The organism is Aeromicrobium sp. Sec7.5 (assembly GCF_036867135.1).
GTDB lineage: Bacteria > Actinomycetota > Actinomycetes > Propionibacteriales > Nocardioidaceae > Aeromicrobium.
The window spans coordinates 805,017-823,571 of the sequence record NZ_JBAJIJ010000001.1 but is presented as its reverse complement, the minus strand read 5'-3'; the positions used below and the strand labels follow the sequence as shown (position 1 = coordinate 823,571).

At 70.0% G+C, this 18,555-nt stretch carries 16 protein-coding genes; 3 read left to right on the top strand and 13 right to left on the bottom strand.

What is annotated here, in order from left to right; translation table 11 throughout:
- Nucleotides 1-49 precede the first annotated feature (49 nt).
- The 5 genes from V6S66_RS04170 to V6S66_RS04150 are packed head-to-tail and all read right to left on the bottom strand — an operon-like array spanning nucleotide 50 to nucleotide 4,644.
- Nucleotides 50-907, bottom strand: coding sequence for a chromosome partitioning protein ParB (locus tag V6S66_RS04170; RefSeq protein ID WP_334205499.1), 858 nt, complete (start codon nucleotides 905-907; stop codon nucleotides 50-52).
- Between the two features lies 1 nt (nucleotide 908).
- Entirely contained in the window at nucleotides 909-1,523 is a 615-nt protein-coding gene (locus V6S66_RS04165) for a metallophosphoesterase family protein (protein ID WP_334205498.1), read from the bottom strand.
- Nucleotides 1,524-1,552: 29 nt separating this feature from the next.
- Nucleotides 1,553-1,933, bottom strand: coding sequence for a DUF4233 domain-containing protein (locus V6S66_RS04160; RefSeq protein ID WP_334205497.1), 381 nt, complete (start codon nucleotides 1,931-1,933; stop codon nucleotides 1,553-1,555).
- The gene (locus tag V6S66_RS04155) at nucleotides 1,933-3,276 is read right to left on the bottom strand and encodes a bifunctional folylpolyglutamate synthase/dihydrofolate synthase (protein WP_334205496.1); all 1,344 of its coding nucleotides are present in this window, start codon (nucleotides 3,274-3,276) and stop codon (nucleotides 1,933-1,935) included. The genes V6S66_RS04160 and V6S66_RS04155 overlap by 1 nt, the downstream gene beginning before the upstream one ends.
- 39 nt (nucleotides 3,277-3,315) lie before the next feature.
- Complete coding sequence (locus V6S66_RS04150) at nucleotides 3,316-4,644, bottom strand: serine hydrolase domain-containing protein (protein ID WP_334205495.1); 1,329 nt, start codon at nucleotides 4,642-4,644, stop codon at nucleotides 3,316-3,318.
- Between the two features lie 114 nt (nucleotides 4,645-4,758).
- Between V6S66_RS04150 and V6S66_RS04145 the strand changes: the two genes are divergently transcribed.
- The 3 genes from V6S66_RS04145 to valS all read left to right on the top strand — a co-directional run bounded on the left by V6S66_RS04145 (nucleotide 4,759) and on the right by valS (nucleotide 10,447).
- Nucleotides 4,759-5,352, top strand: a complete 594-nt coding sequence (locus V6S66_RS04145; protein WP_334205494.1) for a TetR/AcrR family transcriptional regulator — start codon at nucleotides 4,759-4,761, stop codon at nucleotides 5,350-5,352.
- Nucleotides 5,353-5,475: 123 nt separating this feature from the next.
- Nucleotides 5,476-7,761, top strand: coding sequence for an MMPL family transporter (locus V6S66_RS04140; RefSeq protein WP_334205493.1), 2,286 nt, complete (start codon nucleotides 5,476-5,478; stop codon nucleotides 7,759-7,761).
- Between the two features lie 79 nt (nucleotides 7,762-7,840).
- A complete protein-coding gene (gene valS, locus V6S66_RS04135; RefSeq protein WP_334205492.1) occupies nucleotides 7,841-10,447 on the top strand; it encodes a valine--tRNA ligase in 2,607 nt (868 codons plus the stop codon).
- Between the two features lie 115 nt (nucleotides 10,448-10,562).
- Here the strand turns inward: valS and V6S66_RS04130 are convergent, their stop codons facing one another.
- The 8 genes from V6S66_RS04130 to tig all read right to left on the bottom strand — a co-directional run bounded on the left by V6S66_RS04130 (nucleotide 10,563) and on the right by tig (nucleotide 18,437).
- Nucleotides 10,563-11,735 (bottom strand): saccharopine dehydrogenase family protein, encoded by a 1,173-nt coding sequence (locus V6S66_RS04130; RefSeq protein ID WP_334205491.1) that lies wholly within the window; start codon nucleotides 11,733-11,735, stop codon nucleotides 10,563-10,565.
- A 33-nt stretch (nucleotides 11,736-11,768) separates the two neighbouring features.
- Nucleotides 11,769-13,037, bottom strand: coding sequence for an ATP-dependent Clp protease ATP-binding subunit ClpX (clpX, locus tag V6S66_RS04125; RefSeq protein ID WP_334205490.1), 1,269 nt, complete (start codon nucleotides 13,035-13,037; stop codon nucleotides 11,769-11,771).
- 90 nt (nucleotides 13,038-13,127) lie between these two features.
- The gene (locus tag V6S66_RS04120) at nucleotides 13,128-13,730 is read right to left on the bottom strand and encodes an ATP-dependent Clp protease proteolytic subunit (protein ID WP_334205489.1); all 603 of its coding nucleotides are present in this window, start codon (nucleotides 13,728-13,730) and stop codon (nucleotides 13,128-13,130) included.
- Nucleotides 13,727-14,305 (bottom strand): ATP-dependent Clp protease proteolytic subunit, encoded by a 579-nt coding sequence (locus V6S66_RS04115; RefSeq protein WP_334207220.1) that lies wholly within the window; start codon nucleotides 14,303-14,305, stop codon nucleotides 13,727-13,729. Before V6S66_RS04115 ends, V6S66_RS04120 begins: the two co-directional genes overlap by 4 nt.
- A 135-nt stretch (nucleotides 14,306-14,440) precedes the next feature.
- The gene (locus V6S66_RS04110; RefSeq protein WP_334205488.1) at nucleotides 14,441-14,914 is read right to left on the bottom strand and encodes an SRPBCC family protein; all 474 of its coding nucleotides are present in this window, start codon (nucleotides 14,912-14,914) and stop codon (nucleotides 14,441-14,443) included.
- Complete coding sequence (locus V6S66_RS04105; protein WP_334205487.1) at nucleotides 14,914-15,393, bottom strand: SRPBCC family protein; 480 nt, start codon at nucleotides 15,391-15,393, stop codon at nucleotides 14,914-14,916. Before V6S66_RS04105 ends, V6S66_RS04110 begins: the two co-directional genes overlap by 1 nt.
- A 49-nt stretch (nucleotides 15,394-15,442) precedes the next feature.
- A complete protein-coding gene (locus V6S66_RS04100) occupies nucleotides 15,443-16,696 on the bottom strand; it encodes an esterase/lipase family protein (protein ID WP_334205486.1) in 1,254 nt (417 codons plus the stop codon).
- A gap of 364 nt (nucleotides 16,697-17,060) precedes the next feature.
- A complete protein-coding gene (gene tig / locus V6S66_RS04095) occupies nucleotides 17,061-18,437 on the bottom strand; it encodes a trigger factor (RefSeq protein WP_334205485.1) in 1,377 nt (458 codons plus the stop codon).
- Nucleotides 18,438-18,555: the final 118 nt, after the last annotated feature.

The following is an 18,555-nucleotide window of genomic DNA, read 5'->3' as shown; positions in this document are numbered from 1 at the left end:
TTGTGCACTCTCGAGGCCTGGCTTCCGCACAACTCGGCGCAGATCTGGGTCAGGGCCGTCGCCGCCCCTTGCCCTTGCCGACCTGTTCCATGATCTCGGCGCTCCAATCGTGGTCGCGGATCAGGGTGTAGCGCTCGCACGCCACGCGGAGGTACGCCTCGGTCGGCCGCTCGGTGGAGCCACGAACACCGGCCTCCTCGATGAGCTCCACGACCGGGCAGTACTCCTCCTCGTACCACCGCCGAGCCATGGTCCCCTTGTCCATGTACTCGCCCTCGGCGTGCATGCGGCGCGCCGCCCAGGCCTCGACGTTCTCGGCGATCTCGCCGTACTGGACGGGGTGGTCGACCGCGACGGCGGCGCGCGCCTCCCCCGTGAACGGCACCCGTTCCAGCATCAGGCGGCGCCAGTGCTTGAGCTCCAGCTCGGCGCGGGCACCCACGCCGACCGGGGTCAGAAGCGTCTCGACGACCGTGACCTTGGCCTCGATGAGCTTCACGTCGAGACTGTGCGCGACGGACACACGATGGTGGCCGTCGCGCACGAAGTAGTAGTCGCCGACCTGGTAGACCTCGATCGGTGGGATCTCCTCGCCCTTGCGGCTGGCCCGGGCGAGGCGCTCCCAGCGCTCGCGGCTCCGGGTGGAGGTGGGCCGGAAGCGACGGTCGAAGTCCTTGACCTTGTCGACCGATCCGACGATGGCGTCGAGCGGGATGACCCGGGTGCCGGCGTAGTGCTCCCCCCGCCGTCCGAGCGCCGCGACGACCTCGTCGAACGACATCGACTGGACGACGTCGTCGGTCGCTCCGCGGACGCGCGCCGCCAGCCCGGACAGGACCTGCTGACGGCGGGCGCGCAGGAAGTCGCTCTCGGCGTCGACCCGAGGTGAACCACTCTCGCGCGGCACGTCAGACCTCCAGCAGTCGGAACGGCACCACGTTGGTGATGGTGGTCGCGCCGACCTGCCGGTCGGCGCGCGGGAAGCCGTGCGGGTGGATGTGGCCGTGCACGTGCCACCGGGGCGCCAGGTCGGAGATCAGGTCGTGCATCGCCTGGACGCCGACGTGCGGGCCGTCGTCCTCGTCGCCCAGGCCGCGCGGCGGCGCGTGGCTCAGCAGGACGTCGATGCCGCCCGCACGACGCGCCCGACGGGACAGTCGTCGGGCCCGACGTCCGTACTCGCGCTGGGTGTACTGGTGCGGACCGCGGTTGTAGCGCACGCTGCCACCGAGGCCCCCGATCCGCAGTCCCGCGGCCTCCACGACCCGTCCGTCGGCGTTGGTCGCCCCGTGCGGTCGGGCGCCCTCCAGCGAGGGCCCACCCCACAGCGACCGCGCCTCGATCTCGGGGTCGTGGTTGCCGGGCACGAACACGACCGGCACGTCCAGGCACGAGGCCAGGAACTCCAGGTAGTCCCAGGGCAGGTCGCCTGCCGCGAGGACCAGGTCAGGTCGCATCGAGCGCACGCCGACGTCGTCCACGCGGGGCGCGACCTCGTCGGCGACGGCCAGGATCCGGACCATACGTCGAGACTAGACCCGCCGGGACCGCCTCACACCTCTGCGGCGCCACCGTTCTCGCGGCGCTCCGCAGCCTGCTCGGCCTCGGCCGTCCAGCGGGCCCGGTCGGCCTCGATCGTGCCGCCCAGCCGGTAGGCGCCCCACCACAGCAGGGCGAACAGGGCCCCCACGAAGAACATCGCCGGGGCGAGGAAGCCGAGGCCGATGGCAGCAACCTGCAGTGCGTGGCCCAGCACGAAGCCGCCGGGTCGACGCAGCATGCCGGCCACGACGATGCAGGCCACCGCGAGGCCGAGCCCGAGCCACAGGGCGAGGCCGCGGTCGACGTCCTCGACCGTGATCATGACCGGCGTGGAGAGCCCGAGCAGGATCGCCTCGAAGAACAGCATCGCCGCACACAGCCGGGCCCGCATCAGTCGCCATCCTCCGAGGTGCCCAGCAACGTGCGGGCCTCGCCGACCGTGACGACCGATCCCGTGACGAGGACGCCACCGCTGCCGATCGCGTCCTCGTAGCCCTCGAGCGCCTCCGCGAGGGCGATGCCCCGCACGATCGCGTCGTCGAGGGAGGGGATGACCGTGACGCGCTCGTCGCCGAAGACGTCGCGAGCGATGTCGCCGAGCTCGCCGGCCGGCATGCACCGGTCGGACGAGTTCTCGGTGCAGACCAGGTGGGCCACGACGCCGTCGAGCGCCCGCAGGATCTCGTCGACGTCCTTGTCGGCCATGACGGCGGCGACGCCGATCAACGGGCTGAACGAGAACTCCTCGCTGATCGCGGTCAGCGACGCCTCGATGCCGTGCGGATTGTGCGCGGCGTCGAGCAGCACCGTGGGGCTGCGACGGACCACCTCCAGACGACCCGGCGAGTGCACCGACGCGAAGGCCGAGCGGACGAGGTCGGGATCGAGCTCGCGACCGCCGAGGAAGGACTCGACCGCTGCGAGCGCGAGCGCGGCGTTGCGCGCCTGGTGCGCGCCGTGCAGCGGCAGGAAGACGTCCTCGTAGACCCGACCGATGCCCTGCAGGTCGAGCTGCTGACCACCCACGGCCACGAGCCGCGCCGCGACCCCGAAGTCGACGCCCTCGCGGACCAGCGTCGCGCCCACGTCGGTCGCCCGCAGACCGATGATGTCCATGACCTCGTCCTCCTGCTCGGCCACCACGACACGCGAGCCCGGCTTGATGATGCCGACCTTCTCGTGCGCGATGTCCTCCAGCGAGTCGCCGAGGTAGCGGGCGTGGTCCATCGCGACCGGCAGGACGACGGCGACGTCGGCGTCGGCCACGTTGGTGGCGTCCCAGGTGCCCCCCATGCCGACCTCGACCACGGCGACGTCGATCGGGGCGTCGGCGAACGCCGCATACGCCATCGCGACCGTCATCTCGAAGAACGACAGGGGGTGCGGCTGGGACTCGTCGACGATCTGCGCGTAGGCGGCCACGTCGGCGAACGCGTCGACGAACGCCTCCTCGGACAGCTGCTCACCGTCGAGGCTGATGCGTTCGGTGACCGACTGCAGGTGCGGGCTGGTGAATCGTCCCGTCCGCAGCTCGAGGGTCTGCAGCAGCGCGTCGATCATGCGCGCGGTGGACGTCTTGCCGTTCGTGCCGGTCAGGTGGATGACACGGAACGACGCCTGCGGGTCGCCGATCAGTCGGGTCAGCGCCGCGATGCGGTCGAGCGAGGGCTCGAGGCGCGTCTCGGGCCAGCGGCCCTGCAGCGCGTGCTCGACCTCGGAGAAGGTGGGTCTCATCGCTCCCAGTATCGCAGTCGCCACCAGACGCGACGAACGTCAGCCTCCGGCCGTGGTTCCGGCGAGGTTCGCGAGCAGGTCGATCAGCGCCGTGCCGTTCTGGACCAGGCCCGTCACCGGCAGCTCACCGTCGCACGTGAGCACCAGGCAGTCCTGCGGCGCGAACGGTCCGACACCCAGCGCTCCGAGAGTCATGCGGATGTCGAGGACGGTCTCGGGGGTCACCTCCAGGCTCACCCCGTGCTCGTAGGGCGGCACGACGGTCCCGTCTCCGTACGCGGGCGCGAGACGACGGAAGAACTCGTGGTACAGCTCCGAGTTCGGGTTCGCGGTGAGCAGCGTCTGAGGATCGAGCGAGACGTCACCGCCGAAGCCGGTCCAGCTGACGAGCGCGTCCCGGCTCGGGGACACGAAGTTGTTCTGCTGCAGGAAGCCGACCGTCGCGAAGGCGTCCTCGCCGAATCCGGGCATGGCCGGAGCGTCAACGGTGCGCCTGGCGGGCACGTCGGGGCTGATGCACGGGGTGTCGTTGGTCCAGAACAGCATGGCGTAGCAGGGGTTCGTGACCGACGGCTTCGTGGCGTCCGTGAGATAGGCCGACGAGACGACCCGGTCCCCGTTCCAGCGGCCGTCGCCCAGGAGCAGCAAGCCGATCCGCGCGAAGTCCGGCGGCCTCATGAACAGGTTGGCGTACCCGTAGCTGTGACCGGACCGGTCGCGCAGCCAGATGTAGGTTCCCGGCTCGATCCCGATCGGGTCGAACACCTCGCGCTGCACGAAAGCCTGGAGATCCTCCCCCACCGCGCGCTCCACGATGAAGCCCACGATGTCCGGATTGCGCTGGCCGTACTCGAAGTAGGTGCCGGGTTCGTGCACGATCGGCAGTGCCAGTCCCGCGCGGACGACGTCGGTGTCGAGCAGGATCGACGCCACCTCCCCCGCGATCCCCGCCTGCAGGCCGCTGTTCTCCTGCATCAGCTGACGGGTCGTGATGGCCGAGTGCTCGGCGTCCGCCCACCCGTCGGGCAGGTAGGTGCCGATCGGTGCGTCGAGGTCGAGGAGACCCCGGTCGACCGCAATGCCCGCAGCGAGGCTGACGACGCTCTTGGTGGAGCTCCAGATGTTGGCCGGGACCGCGTCGAAGAGGAAGTTCAGGGCCCCGGTGGCGACGAGGCAGTTGTGGCGGAAGACGCGCACCGACGTGCGCAACCGTCCATCCGCGAAGGAGACGGCGTCGCGGACGGCGGCACCGTCCAGGCCCACCTCCTCGGGGGACGCCGTCTCGAACGGCTCGCCCGCGGCCGGGACCTCGCACTCACGCTCGACCTCCTCGGCCGCGGCTCTGCCGTGCAGCGGGGCGGTCAGCACCGTGGCGGCAAGTGCGACGGCGACACACCCGCGAGTGAGCCTGTGACCTGGATTACTTGACTTCACGTCTACTAAACGAGCGTCAGGTGGACCCGTTACGGGCACAATCGACGCATGACCCGAGGCCGCCCCCGCGTGTACGACGACGACACGCTGCTCGACGCAGCGTCGACCGAGCTCGTCGCCCGGGGGTTCGAGCGCCTCACGATGGACGCGGTCGCCCTGAGGTGCGGCACCACGAAGCAGACGCTGTACGCCCGCCACGGCGACAAGGTGCGGCTCGTCACCGCCGTGGGTGAGCGGGCCCGCGTACGCATCCGGGACCACTTGGTCGCCTCGTACCGCGCTGCGCGCGGACGATCCCTGCGGCACCAGCTGCACTCAGGGATGCACGCGTTGGCCTCGTTCGCGCGGGAGCACCCCGACGACTTCGTCGTGCTGACCAACACCGACTGGCCGGGGCGGCACGCCCTCGCCGAGGCGCTCCAGCTCGACCTGACCGCCGAGATCGTCATCAGCCTGCGCCAGGGCACACCTGGGCTCCCGGACGAGACCGCGTCGGACGTGGCCTCGCTCGTGGTGTCGCTCGGCTGGAACGCCGCGACGCTCGCCCGCGGCGCTGGACCGGAGCGTGTCGACCGCCTGGCCGATCTGGCCACGACGCTCGCCGCGGAGGGCATGGCTCCGTTCCTCGTCCCCAGACCGTGACCTGGGTCGCGTCCCTCAGGGAGAAATGAGGGTTTTCCCCCATCGCCAACTGTCGGTGCGGGACGACATGATGGACGCGACCTGCACCACCGTGAGTGTGAAGCGCCCCCCGAAGGATCCGTCATGAGCAGCTCGCCCCACGCCCCGCTCGCTCCCCAGCAGTCGCGCCGAGGCACCTGGGTCGCGATCGTCGCCGCCCTGGTCCTGGCCGTCATGGTGCTCGGCACCTTCGCCTCGATGGCCAGCAAGCTCGGCGGCGTGCAGGACAACGACATCGCCAGCTGGCTCCCGGGCGACGCCGAGTCCACCGAGGTCATCGAGCGCGCCTCCGAGCTCGCCAGCGACGACGAGTCGCCCGCGATCATCGCCTTCGTGCGCGACAGCGGCATCACCGCCGCCGACGTCGTCGCAGCTCGTGACGCGCTGCTCGAGCTGCAGGAGTTCGACCCGAACGTCGTCAGTGTCATCTCCCCCGCCGCCCTGGGTCTCGACCCGGCCGAGCAGCAGACGCTGGCCACCGCGGCGGAGAGCCAGATCACCGACGACCTGATCGGGAAGCTCACGTCCGAGGACGGCGCGGCCCTCCAGCTGATCGTCACCTACGCGATCGACGACACCGCGGGCTTCGAGGAGCTCCCGGACGCGATCGACGAGATGCGCGAGATCGTCGAGTCGTCCGCCGGCGACGGTCTCGAGGGCTACGTGGGCGGCCCGTTGGCGTTCGGCGCCGACCAGGCCACCGCCTTCGCCGGCATCGACGGCATCCTCCTGCTCGCAGCCCTCGGCGTCGTCGTGGTGATGCTCCTGCTGACCTACCGCAGCCCCTTCCTCTGGCTGATCCCCCTGTTCTGCGGAGTGCTCAGCGTCGGGGCGGCCGAGGGCGTCGTGTACCTGCTGGCCAGGTACGCCGACCTCACGGTCAACGGCCAGAGCGCCGGCATCCTGGCCGTGCTCGTGCTCGGTGCCGGCATCGACTACGCCCTGCTGCTCGTGGCTCGCTACCGCGAGGAGCTGCGCAACTTCGAGCACCGCATCGACGCGATGAGCCACGCCCTGCGTCGCGCAGCACCCGCCATCGTCGCGAGCGGCCTCACCGTGGTCATCGGTCTGCTGTGCCTCAGCTTCGCCCAGATGAACTCCACGGCCGGGCTCGGACCCGTCACGGCGGCCGGCATCGTCGTCGCCCTGCTCGTGATGCTGATCGTCCTGCCGCTGCTGCTCGTGCTCTTCGGCCGCTGGGTCTTCTGGCCCTTCGTCCCGCGCTTCGGTGACACGAAGGCCGAGGGCAGCGGGCTCTGGGGCCGTGTCGGAACCACCGTCGCCAAGCGCCCCCGCACCGTGTGGGTCACCACGACCGCGCTGCTCGGGCTCGCCTGTGTCGGCATGACGCAGCTCAACTCGGGCGTCCTGGCGAACGCCGACACCTTCACGACCGAGCAGCCCTCCATCGTCGCCGACGAGGTCATCGCCGAGCACTTCCCGGCCGGCGAGGGTTCACCCCTGCAGGTCGTGGCGAACGCGGACGACGCCGGCGCCGTCGCGGCGGCCCTCGACGGCACCGACGGGCTGCGGCCCGTGCCGGACGCGACCGCACCGGGCTCCCCGGAGAGCCAGGGCGGACTCGTGAGCGGCGACATCGTGTACTTCGAGCGCACCCTGGCCTCGGCCTCGGACACCGAGGACGCCTACGAGACCGTCGAGCGCGCCCGCGACGCCGTGCACGCGATCGACGGGGCCGACGCGCAGGTGGGCGGCTTCTCGGCGATCAGCCTCGACATCCGCGAGGCCTCCTCGGCCGACAACCAGCTCATCATCCCGCTGATCCTGCTGGTCGTCCTGCTCGTGCTGGGAGTGCTCCTGCGGTCGATCATGGCGCCCCTGATCCTGCTCGGCACGGTCGTGCTGTCTTTCGGCGCCGCGCTCGGCATCAGCGCCGTGGTGTTCAGACAGGTCTTCGACTTCGCCGGCACCGACACGTCGTTCCCCCTCTTCGCCTTCGTCTTCCTGGTGGCGCTCGGCATCGACTACAACATCTTCCTGATGACCCGGGTTCGCGAGGAGTCAATCAAGATCGGCACGCGTCGCGGCGCTCTGATCGGGCTCGCGGCCACCGGTGGGGTCATCACCTCGGCCGGACTCGTGCTCGCCGGCACGTTCTCCGCCCTGGCCACCCTGCCGATCGTGTTCCTCGCCCAGCTCGGGTTCGTCGTGGCCCTCGGCGTCCTCCTCGACACGATCATCGTGCGGTCGGTGCTCGTCACGGCGCTCACGCTCGACGTCGGTCGCTGGATGTGGTGGCCGAGCCACCTGTGGCGCACCGACGGCTCGCACCACGTCGCCGGTCCCGGCCACCCGGCCGACCCGGTCGACTCCGAGCACGCGGAGGCCGCGCCCGAGCACCGGGCCTGATCACAGGGCCTGATCACTGGGCCTGATCACAGGGCCTGATCACAGGGCCCGGGGGCGGGCTCACCTAGACTCATCTCTCGTGAACACCCCCGCGAACCGCGTCCCGGAGAAGCCCGTCCTCGAAGGCCTCGAGGAGCGGTGGAGCGGTGTATGGGAGGACCAGGGAACCTTCCGGTTCGAGCGCCCCGCCGAGCGGTCAGCGGTGTACTCGATCGACACGCCCCCGCCCACCGTGTCGGGCTCGCTGCACGTCGGCCACGTGTTCAGCTACACCCACACCGACGTCATCGCGCGCTACAAGCGCATGCGCGGCTTCGAGGTGTTCTACCCGATGGGCTGGGACGACAACGGCCTGCCCACCGAGCGACGCGTCCAGAACTTCTACGGCGTCCGGTGCGATCCCACGATCCCGTACGACGCCGACTTCGAGCGCCCGGCGAAGCCCGATCCGAAGAAGCAGGTCCCGATCAGTCGGCGCAACTTCATCGAGCTCTGCAACGAGCTCGTGGCCGAGGACGAGAAGGTCTTCGAGAAGCTGTGGCGCACGCTCGGCCTCAGCGTCGACTGGACCCAGACCTACACGACGATCGGCGACTCCGCCCAGATCACCAGCCAGCGCGCGTTCCTGCGCAACGTGGCCCGCGGCGAGGCGTACACGCAGGACGCACCCACCCTGTGGGACGTCACGTTCCAGACCGCCGTGGCCCAGGCCGAGCTCGAGGCGCGCGACTACCCCGGCGCGTACCACCGGGTCGCCTACCACCTGGCCGGGCCGGACGGTTCTAGTGGCACCACCGTGCACGTCGAGACGACGCGCCCCGAGCTCACGCCCGCCGCCGTGGCGCTCATCGCGCACCCCGACGACGAGCGCTACGCGCACCTGTTCGGCACCACCGCGACGTCGCCGATCTTCGGGGTGGAGGTGCCGGTCATCGCCAGCACCCTCGCCGATCCGGAGAAGGGCTCGGGCATCGTGCACTGCTGCACGTTCGGTGACCTCACGGACGTGCAGTGGTGGCGTGAGCACCAGCTGCCCAACCGCACGGTGATCGGCCGCGACGGCCGGTTCCTGCGCGAGGTGCCGGAGTGGATCGCGAGCGAGGCCGGACGCACGCTGTTCGCCGAGCTTACCGGCAAGACCACGTTCTCGGCCCGCGAGGTCATCGTGGGTGCCCTGCAGGCCAGCGGTGACCTCGACGGCGACCCCGTGCCGACGCAGCGCATGGCCAACTTCTACGAGAAGGGCGACAAGCCGCTCGAGATCGTGTCGACCCGCCAGTGGTACATCGCCAACGGCGGTCGCGACGCCGACCTTCGCGCCTCGCTCGTCAAGCGCGGCGACGAGATCAGCTGGAAGCCCGGCTACATGCAGAGCCGCCTCACCAACTGGATCGAGGGCCTCAACGGCGACTGGCTCGTGAGCCGCCAGCGCTTTTTCGGCATCCCGTTCCCGGTCTGGTACCGCCTCGACGCCGATCTCCTGCCCGACTACGACGACCCGATCTTCGCCGCGGAGGACAGCCTCCCGGTCGATCCCGCGTCACAGACGCCCCCGGGCTTCGACGAGTCCCAGCGTGGCGTGGCCGGCGGCTTCATGGCCGACCCCGACGTGCTCGACACGTGGGCCACCTCGTCGCTGACGCCGCAGCTCGTGACCGGCTGGGAACGCGATCCCGAGCTCTTCGCGGCGACGTACCCCATGGACCTTCGTCCTCAGGGCCACGACATCATCCGCACCTGGCTGTTCAGCTCGGTCGTGCGGGCCCACCAGGAGTTCGGTGGGGTGCCGTGGAGCCATGCAGCTCTCTCGGGCTTCGTGGTCGACCCTGACCGCAAGAAGATGAGCAAGTCCAAGGGCAACGTCGTCGTGCCGGACGAGATCCTGGACAAGTACGGCGCCGACGCGGTGCGCTGGCGGGCCGCCGGCGCCCGACCGGGAGCCGACTCCCCCTTCGACGAGGCTCAGATGAAGGTCGGCCGCCGCCTGGCGATGAAGGTGCTCAACGCCAGCAAGTTCGTGCTGGCCTCGGAGGAGTCGTACGGCCTCGGCGCCGACGCCTCGTTCCTCGACGCCGCCCAGGTCACCGAGCCGCTCGACCTCGCCATGCTCGCGGGACTGCGCGCCGTCGTCGTCGAGGCCACCACGTTCCTCGAGGACTACGACTACGCCTCGGCCCTCGAGGTCGCCGAGAAGTTCTTCTGGGACTTCTGCGACGACTACCTCGAGCTCGTGAAGGAGCGCGCCCGCCGCGACGATGCCGGGGGCGCCTCCGCCAAGGCAGCGTTCGTGCTGGCCCTGACCGTGCAGCTCCGCCTGCTCGCCCCGTATCTGCCCTACGTGACCGAGGAGGTCTGGTCGTGGTGGCAGGAGGGCTCGATCCACCGCTCCGGCTGGCCGACGGTGGATGAGCTCCCGCAGGGCGCCGAGGCGGGCGTGCTCGCAGCGGCGGGCCAGGTGCTCGCCGGCATCCGTGGCGCGAAGTCGACCGCGAAGGTCAGCCAGCGCACCGAGGTCACGGCGGCCACCGCCACCGGCCCGGCCACCGTGCTGGAGCAGGCCGCGCTGGCGCTCGACGACGTCAAGGCCGCCGGTCGCGTGGTGGGTGAGCTCGCGCTCGCTCCGACGGCCGGCGCCACCGAGATCACGGTCGACGCCACCCTGGCCGACCAACCCACCGCTGGTTGAGGTGCGAGTGCCCTCTGGGGCACGAGCCTCGAAATCCTGCTTGGCTTCACCCGAAAGGTGACCGAGGTTTCGAGGCTCCTCGCGAGAGCTCGTCGCACCTCAACCAGCGGTTGGCCTAGTGGGGGTCTGCGTGGTGCTCTTCGCAGGTCTGGAACTTCATCGCCGCCGGGTTGAGCCGGTCGATCAATGCCTGCCCCATCGCGACGGCCGTGGTGGTCTGGCCGCTGACCTGGGGCAGGTCGTCGAACGCCAGGCTCATCGCGGCTTCGCCGAGGTACTTGGCCGTGCCGCCGTATCCGGGGTCCTTGCCCGTGACGCGCGTGTGCAGGGTGTCGCCGCCGGCCTCGGCCAGCAGGTCGAGCTTGAACCACGCCTTCTCGCGCTTGGCCTGCTCGGGGCCGTCGCCGGCATCCATGCGGGAGAGCAGCAGCTTGCGCAGCGGAGGCACCTGCGCCGTGACGGCCAGGGCGCCGACGCCGACGGCGCCCGCCGCGAGCATGCGGGTCGTGCGCACGTGCGCGAAGTGGCCGTAGGTGAACTCGGGCCCGTACGTGGGCAGGGCGCGCGCCGATCGCAGCACGACCTGAGGATCGATCGTGGGCAGCGGCACCGCCCACCCGGTGTCGTGGGGGGCGCGACCGAGCTTGCCGGCACCGCGGACCTTCCGGTCAGCGGGGCGCTCCTCGGACGCACGACGCTTCTTGGCCAGCTTCGCCGACTCCCGGAAGCTCGAGAACTGTCCGACCGCCGAGTGGAACGTGCCGCCCGAGGGCGTGATGCCGGCGCGCAGGTAGGCGTTGACCGAGATCGGCACGTCGTCGGGGAGCTGCTGCACGGTGTAGAGGACACCGAGGTCGTACGGCACCGAGTCGAACCCTGCCGCGTGCACCAGGCGGGCACCGGAGTCGGCCGCGGTCGCGTGGTACTTGAGCCACATGTCGTCGACGAACTGCGGCTCGCCCGTGAGGTCGAGGTAGGCGATGCCGGCCTCGGCGGCCGCCTTGACGGCTGCCTCGCCGTGCTTGAGGTACGGCCCGACCGTGGTGACCAGGACGCGGGTGGCCTCGGCGACGGCAGCCAGCGAGCTCGCATCGGTGACGTCGGCCACGACGAGCTCCGGACGCGCACCGCCGGCCGTCTCGATGCGGTCGGCCACCTGCTCGAGCTTGCCTCGGGTGCGTCCCGCGATCGCCCACGAGGCGCCGGCCGGCAGGTGCGCGCCGAGGTAGTCGGCCGTGAGGCCACCGGTGTAGCCCGTCGCTCCGAGCAGGGTGATGTCGCTGACCATGGCAGAACCGCCTTTGTGGGGACCCGGGTGGGACTACGAGGCCTTCTTCTCCACCTCGTCGCGCGTCAGGATGGTGGGGTTGGCTTCGCCGCGGACGACCCGGTCGTCGACGATGACGCGTGCCGCGTGCTCGTTGCTGGGGACCTCGAACATCGTCTGCTGGAGGACCTCCTCGATGATCGAGCGCAGGCCGCGGGCACCGGTGTCACGGCGCAGCGCCAGCTCGGCCATCTCACCGATGGCCGCTTCGGTGAACTCCAGCTCGATGCCGTCGATCTCGAACAGCCGCTCGTACTGCCTGGAGAGCGCGTTGCGCGGCTCGGTGAGGATGCGCACCAGCGCCTCCTTGTCGAGCTTCTCGACGCTCGCGATGACGGGCAGACGTCCGATGAACTCCGGGATCAGCCCGAACTTCAGCAGGTCGGTCGGCTCGACGCGCGAGTACACCTTGGTCGGGTCCTGGGCCTTGACCTCGACCGTCTCGGAGTTGAAGCCGACGCTGACCTTGCCCGAACGGGACTCGATGATCTCCTCGAGACCGGCGAATGCTCCGCCCACGATGAACAGCACGTTGGTGGTGTCGATCTGGATGAACTCCTGGTGCGGGTGCTTGCGCCCACCCTGGGGCGGCACCGACGCGGTGGTGCCCTCGAGGATCTTCAGCAGCGCCTGCTGCACGCCCTCGCCGGAGACGTCGCGGGTGATCGAGGGGTTCTCGCTCTTGCGCGAGATCTTGTCGATCTCGTCGATGTAGATGATGCCCGTCTCGGCCTTCTTGACGTCGTAGTCAGCGGCCTGGATGAGCTTCAGGAGGATGTTCTCGACGTCCTCGCCGACGTAGCCGGCCTCGGTCAGGGCCGTGGCGTCGGCGATCGCGAACGGCACGTTCAGCATGCGGGCCAGCGTCTGGGCCAAGTAGGTCTTGCCACAGCCCGTGGGGCCCACCATGAGGATGTTCGACTTGGCGAGCTCGACCTGCTCGTCCTTGCTCCGGCCGCCCGCCTGCTGCGCCTGGACACGCTTGTAGTGGTTGTAGACCGCCGTCGCGAGCGACTTCTTGGCGCCCTCCTGGCCGATCACGTAACCGTTGAGGAACTCGTAGATCTCGTGCGGCTTGGGCAGCTCGCCCAGCGTGAGCTCGGAATTCTCGGCGAGCTCCTCCTCGATGATCTCGTTGCAGAGGTCGATGCACTCGTCGCAGATGTAGACACCCGGACCCGCGATGAGCTTCTTGACCTGCTTCTGGCTCTTTCCACAGAACGAGCACTTCAACAGATCGGCCGTTTCACCGATGCGCGCCACGGAGAGTTCCTTTCCTCAAGCTGTCGTCCAGCCTAGCCGCGGTCCGGGGCGAACGCGACGTGTGTCACGTCGCCACGGACCGCGTGTCGCTCAGACTGCGGGGACCTTGAGCGTGTCGAGGACCTGGTCGATCAGGCCGTACTCGAGGGCCTGCTGGGCCGTCAGGATCTTGTCGCGGTCGACGTCGCGACTGACGTCGGCCCGGTCCTTGCCGGTGGCGTCGGCGATCATCTGCTCCATCAGCTCGCGCATGCGCAGGATCTCGTTGGCCTGGATCTCGAGGTCGGAGATCTGGCCGCCGGTGCCCTCGGTGTAGGGCTGGTGGATCAGGATGCGCGCGTTCGGCAGCGCGAAGCGCTTGCCCGGGGCGCCGGCCGCCAGCAGCACCGCGGCGGCCGAGGCCGCCTGGCCCAGGCAGAACGTCTGCACGTCGGGCTTGAGGTACCGGATCGTGTCGTAGATCGCCGTCATGGCGGTGAACGAACCACCGGGGCTGTTGATGTAGATGCTGATGTCACGGTCGGGCTCCATGACCTGCAGGCTCAGGAGCTGCGCGATGACCGCGTTGGCGACGTCGTCGCTGATCGGCGTGCCGAGGAAGATGATGCGGTCCTCGAACAGCTTGGCGAACGGGTCGATGCGGCGGAAGCCGTACGACGTGCGCTCTTCCCACTGGGGAATGTAGTAGCTCATTTGGTGATCTCCCTCGCGCTGGCGACCACGTGGTCGATGAAGCCGTACTCCTTGGCCTGCTCGGCCGTGAACCAACGATCACGGTCGGAGTCGAGCTCGATCTGCTCGATGCTCTGACCGGTGTGGACCGACTGGAGCTGGTTGAGCTGCTTCTTGAGCAGGATCGACTGCTCGGCCTGGATCTTGATGTCCGACGCCGAACCACCGATGCCGCCCGAGGGCTGGTGCATCATGATGCGGGCGTGCGGCGTGGCGTAGCGCTTGCCGGGGGTGCCGGCGGCGAGCAGGAACTGCCCCATCGAGGCCGCCAGGCCCATGCCGAACGTGGCGACGTCGTTGGAGATGAACTGCATCGTGTCGTAGAGCGCCATGCCCGCGTCGACCGATCCACCGGGGCTGTTGATGTACAGCGAGATGTCGGCGTCGGGGTTCTCGGCGTTGAGCAGCAGCATCTGCGCGCAGATCGCGTTGGCGTTGTCGTTGCGCACCTCCGAACCGAGGAAGACGATGCGCTCCTTGAGCAGGCGCTGGTAGATGTGGCCGTCGAGGTCGGACGGCCCGGCCTGCGCGGACATGCTGTGCGCGAAGTGCTGGGGGGCTTCGAGTGGGTTCACGTCTCCGACCCTAGTTGGCCGATCGGGCCGACACACGCGTAAACACGCCCTGTTCGCCATGGGCGTACCGCGCGGCCGGCCCGAGGGCGGCCGCGATCAGCCGCGCTCGACCTCGGCCTTGATGCGCTCCAGCGTCGCGTGCATGCCGGCGAGGATCTCGGCCTCGTGGCCGTCGAGCCCGCCGAGCATGGCATTCGCCGTGGCGATCGACGCGAACGTGGCGCGGTTGTTCTTGAGCACCCGGGTCTCGGTGACGACCGTGCCGCCGTCGTCGTTCGGCTGGAGGTCGTAGCTCCAGGTGGCCCCCGGACCGATGACCTGGAAGGCCAGCCGGCGGCCCGGCACGACCTCGCGGTACCGGCTCAGCGTGGGCCAGACCGCGGCCTTGCGCTTATTGAGGTTCAGGCTGACGGTGCCGACGCGCAGCGGGGTCCCGATGAAGGCCTGCTTCCAGGTCTCGTCGCTCCACTCGCTCATGCGACGCTGGTCCTCCAGCAGGCGCCAGACCCGATCGGGGCTCGCGTCGACGTCGATCGAGGCGACCAGCGGCGCCACGTACGGGCGGGCCATCAGGCGGCCCGGCCCGCGGTCGACTTCTCGGCCTCGTGCTTGATGCGGGCGAGGGTGTCCTGGATGCCCCGCTCGAGCTCGGCCTCGAAGTTCTCGGTGCCGCCGAGGACGTGCTTGCTCAGGAAGTTCGACAGGTTCGACACACCGTCCGGCGCGGTGCGCGACTCGATGAGGCGCGTGCCGTCAGCAGTGGGCTCCAGCTCGTAGGTCCAGACCGTGCCGTTCTCGGCGATCTTCAGGGCCAAGGTGCGCTCGGGCTCGAAGACCTTGACGTACGAGCGCGTGGGCCACACCTTCCAGCCCTGGCGGTTCACGTTGATCGTGCGGGCACCCTGCTTGACCTCGCCGCCACGGACGATCATGCGGCGGCACTGCGGGCTCCACTCCCCCATGCGCTTCAGGTCGGAGACGATCGCCCACACCGCCGACGGGGGCGCGGCGATGTCGATGCTGTCAGTGATGATGTCACGGTTGGCCATGCGGGGAACCTACTCGAATCCCGTCTCACGTACCAGCGGTATCCGAAGCTCAGGCCTCGCTGGCGAGGATGGCCCGGCGTTCGCGGCCGGCCGCCTTGATCCACTCGACGAGCCAGTCGCCCACCTGGGGGTGGTTCAGCAGCGCGAAGTGGTGGGCGCTCGGGATGTACTCGAACCTCGCACCGTCGACGATCGGGCCGCTGCGCCCGACGCCGGCAGCCGAGGAGAAGTGGACCAGCAGGTCGCCCAGCACCGCGCTGAGCGGGTGGCGCTGCGTGGCGCCCATCGTGGCCACCACGAAGTGGTACTCGGCGTGGGCGAGCGGCGCCGCCGCGATGCGGTCCAGGCCCCACCGTGCCGTGAGGTCCTGGCCCTCCCACTCGTCGGCGCTGATGTACCCGTGCCTCAGGTCGACGATGCCGGCGGACCGGCTGTCGAGCAGGTGCCCGAAGGGACGCGACTCGGGCAGGAACCGGAGCACGCGCGAACCGGCGTGCACGGCCTTCTCCAGGACGGCGCCGGCGTGCGGCGTGCCGAGGCAGACGACGTCGCGGACCAGCCCGGTCCACGTGCCACCGGTGGCCGTGGCGTGGTTGGTGGCGGCGCGGGCGACGAGCCCGCCCATCGAGTGACCGACGAGGGTCAGCCGGGTGATCCGCACGGGCCACGACTCCACGAGCTGGCGCAGGAGGGCGTCGAGGTGCTTGCCGTTCTCCGAGATGTGCAGGCCGGTGTTGTACCGCACGAAGACCGGCGTGCCGTCGGTCTCGTCGGCGACGCGATCGGCGTAGGACGTGCCGTGAGCCCGGCGGCCCTGCTCCCAGGACTCGTCGTCCTCGCAGAGGCCGTGCAGGAAGACCACGACGTGGCTGGAGGCGTCACGGAAGGCCTCCGCGAGCGGCCAGCCGGTGGCCGGGACGTCGGCGCCCTCGACCCGCACGGCCATCGTGATGGCCTGGGGGTCGTCGAGTCGGCGCAGCTCGTCGCCGACCAGCCCGTTCACGGCCGCGACGACACCGCGACCGAGACGCGTGGACTCGACCGGGCGACCCACCCCTCGGGCGGACAGGGCCCGCACCGAGCCGCTGGAGACGCGCAGGACGCCACTGATGGCGCCGTAGATCGAGGTGGCCACGGCGTCGTGCAGGGACTCCGGAACCCGGCCGCCGACGATCCGCGTGGCGCGGAAGGCACGCTCGGCCACGGCGCGGTGCACGTCGCGCACCGTGCCCACCACGATCCGGTCGCCGTACTCGAGCGCCAGGGCTGCGACGTCGGTCGTCCGGGCAGGGTCAGTGGGCATGTCACTCAGTGTGACAAGTCGCACCACGTGCTGCCAAGACCACCGGGGAGCGTCGTTGGTCACGGGGGTGGGCGATGCAACTGACAAGCGGCCGCGGACCAGGGCGGCAGGCCTCGGGGGTGGCCATCCGACCGCCAAGCAAGGCAACTGGTCCCTGGGCACGGCAAATTTCCCGTGTTCAGCGACCATCTGCCGTGTCCACTCCGCAATTCGCCGCTCGATCACGCCGGGCCGCCACCACCCTCGTGGTCCGCAGCCGCTTGTCCTGCCCGATCCTCCGGGCCTCGCCGACATCGCCCCCCACCCAGCAGAACGGGCGCCCGACCCGGAGGTCGAGCGCCCGTCGGCGTGAAGCAGGTGCCGGTCAGTCCTGGTCGGACGCCTCGTCCTCGGCCGCGTCGGACTCGCTCTTGAGCGAGCCGTCGGCCTGGAGCGACGCGAGGTCGACGTCGGCGCCGGCGGAGTCCTTGACCTTCGCACCCTCGACCAGCGACGCGAGTGCCTTGCCGCGCAGCACCTCGCTGACCATCTCGGGCACGTGGTTGTGCTCCATGATGTGCTGGATGTAGGAGTTCGGGTCCTCGCCCGACTGCTGCGCGCGCCGCATGATGTGCTGCGTCAGCTCGTTGTCGTCCAGGCCGATCTCGTCGGTCTTGACGATCTGGTCGAGGATGAACTGCGACACGATCGAGTCGTGGACGGACTTCTCGAGCTCCGCCTCGAACTCGTCGGCCGTCTGCTCCTGGTCGTCGAGGTACTGCTCGAACGCGACGCCGGAGTAGGCGAGCTGCTGCTCGATCTGCTGACGACGGGCCGCGAGCTCCTCGGCGACGAGCGCCTCGGGCAGCGGGACCTCGACCTTGCTCAGCAGCTCGTCGAGGACGAGGTCGCGGGCCTCGGCGGCCTGCTCCATGCGCTTGCCGCGCGTGATGCGCTCGAGCAGGTCGGCGCGGAGCTCCTCGAGCGTGTCGAACTCCGAGGCCATCTGGACGAACTCCTCGTCGAGCTCGGGGAGCTCGGTCTGCTTGACCTCGGTCACGGTGACCGTGACGTCGACCTCGGAGTCCTTGAGCTCGCCGCCGACGAGGGTCGTGGCGAAAGTCGCGGTGCCGCCGGGCTCGAGGCCCGTGACGGCGTCGTCGAGCCCGTCGAGCATCTCGGCGCCGCCGACGCGGTAGGGCAGGTCCTCGGCGGTGGCGTCCTCGATGACGGTGCCGTCCTTGTGCGCGGCCGCCAGGCCGAGCGTGACCTGGTCGCCCTTGGCCGCAGCGCGCTCGACCGCGGTGTAGGTGGCGAAGCGCTCGCGGAGCGCCTCGAGCTGCTCGTCGACGTCGGAGTCGGCGACCTCGATCGCGGCGACCTCGACCTCGACCGAGGTCAGGTCGGGGAGCTCGACCTCGGGACGGACGTCGAGCTCGGCCGTGATCTCGATGTCCTCGCCGTCGGAGAACTTGGTGAGGTCGATCTCGGGCTGGCCGAGCGGCTGCAGGTCGGTCTCCTGCAGGGCCTCGCGGTACCAGTCGGGCAGCGCGGCGTTGATGGCCTCGTCGAGGACGACGCCGCGACCGACACGCTGGTCGACGACGGCCGACGGCACCTTGCCGCGACGGAAGCCGGGCACCTGGATCTGCGAGCCGATGGACTTGTAGGCCTTGTCGAGAGCGGGCTTGAACTCGTCGAACGGCACCTCGATGGTGAGCTTGACCCGGGTGGGGCTCAGGTTCTCGGTGGTGCTCTTCACGTGGATGACTCCTGCGGTGGACGACTGTGCGGTGGGTGACACGGGGCTGCATGAACAGCCGGGCCCGCGGCAAAACCTCACGCGGGCCGGTACCGAGTCTACGGGTCCGGGGGCAGGG

Coding starts and splice junctions, on each gene's coding strand:
- V6S66_RS04140 (WP_334205493.1), top strand. CDS start 5,476: ATGAGCAGCTCGCCCCACGCCCCGCTCGCTCCCCAGCAGTCGCGCCGA.
- V6S66_RS04100 (WP_334205486.1), bottom strand. CDS start 16,696: ATGCCCACTGACCCTGCCCGGACGACCGACGTCGCAGCCCTGGCGCTC.
- V6S66_RS04130 (WP_334205491.1), bottom strand. CDS start 11,735: ATGGTCAGCGACATCACCCTGCTCGGAGCGACGGGCTACACCGGTGGC.
- V6S66_RS04105 (WP_334205487.1), bottom strand. CDS start 15,393: ATGGCCAACCGTGACATCATCACTGACAGCATCGACATCGCCGCGCCC.
- V6S66_RS04115 (WP_334207220.1), bottom strand. CDS start 14,305: ATGTCCGCGCAGGCCGGGCCGTCCGACCTCGACGGCCACATCTACCAG.
- V6S66_RS04120 (WP_334205489.1), bottom strand. CDS start 13,730: ATGAGCTACTACATTCCCCAGTGGGAAGAGCGCACGTCGTACGGCTTC.
- V6S66_RS04145 (WP_334205494.1), top strand. CDS start 4,759: ATGACCCGAGGCCGCCCCCGCGTGTACGACGACGACACGCTGCTCGAC.
- V6S66_RS04110 (WP_334205488.1), bottom strand. CDS start 14,914: ATGGCCCGCCCGTACGTGGCGCCGCTGGTCGCCTCGATCGACGTCGAC.
- V6S66_RS04165 (WP_334205498.1), bottom strand. CDS start 1,523: ATGGTCCGGATCCTGGCCGTCGCCGACGAGGTCGCGCCCCGCGTGGAC.
- V6S66_RS04155 (WP_334205496.1), bottom strand. CDS start 3,276: ATGAGACCCACCTTCTCCGAGGTCGAGCACGCGCTGCAGGGCCGCTGG.
- V6S66_RS04160 (WP_334205497.1), bottom strand. CDS start 1,933: ATGCGGGCCCGGCTGTGTGCGGCGATGCTGTTCTTCGAGGCGATCCTG.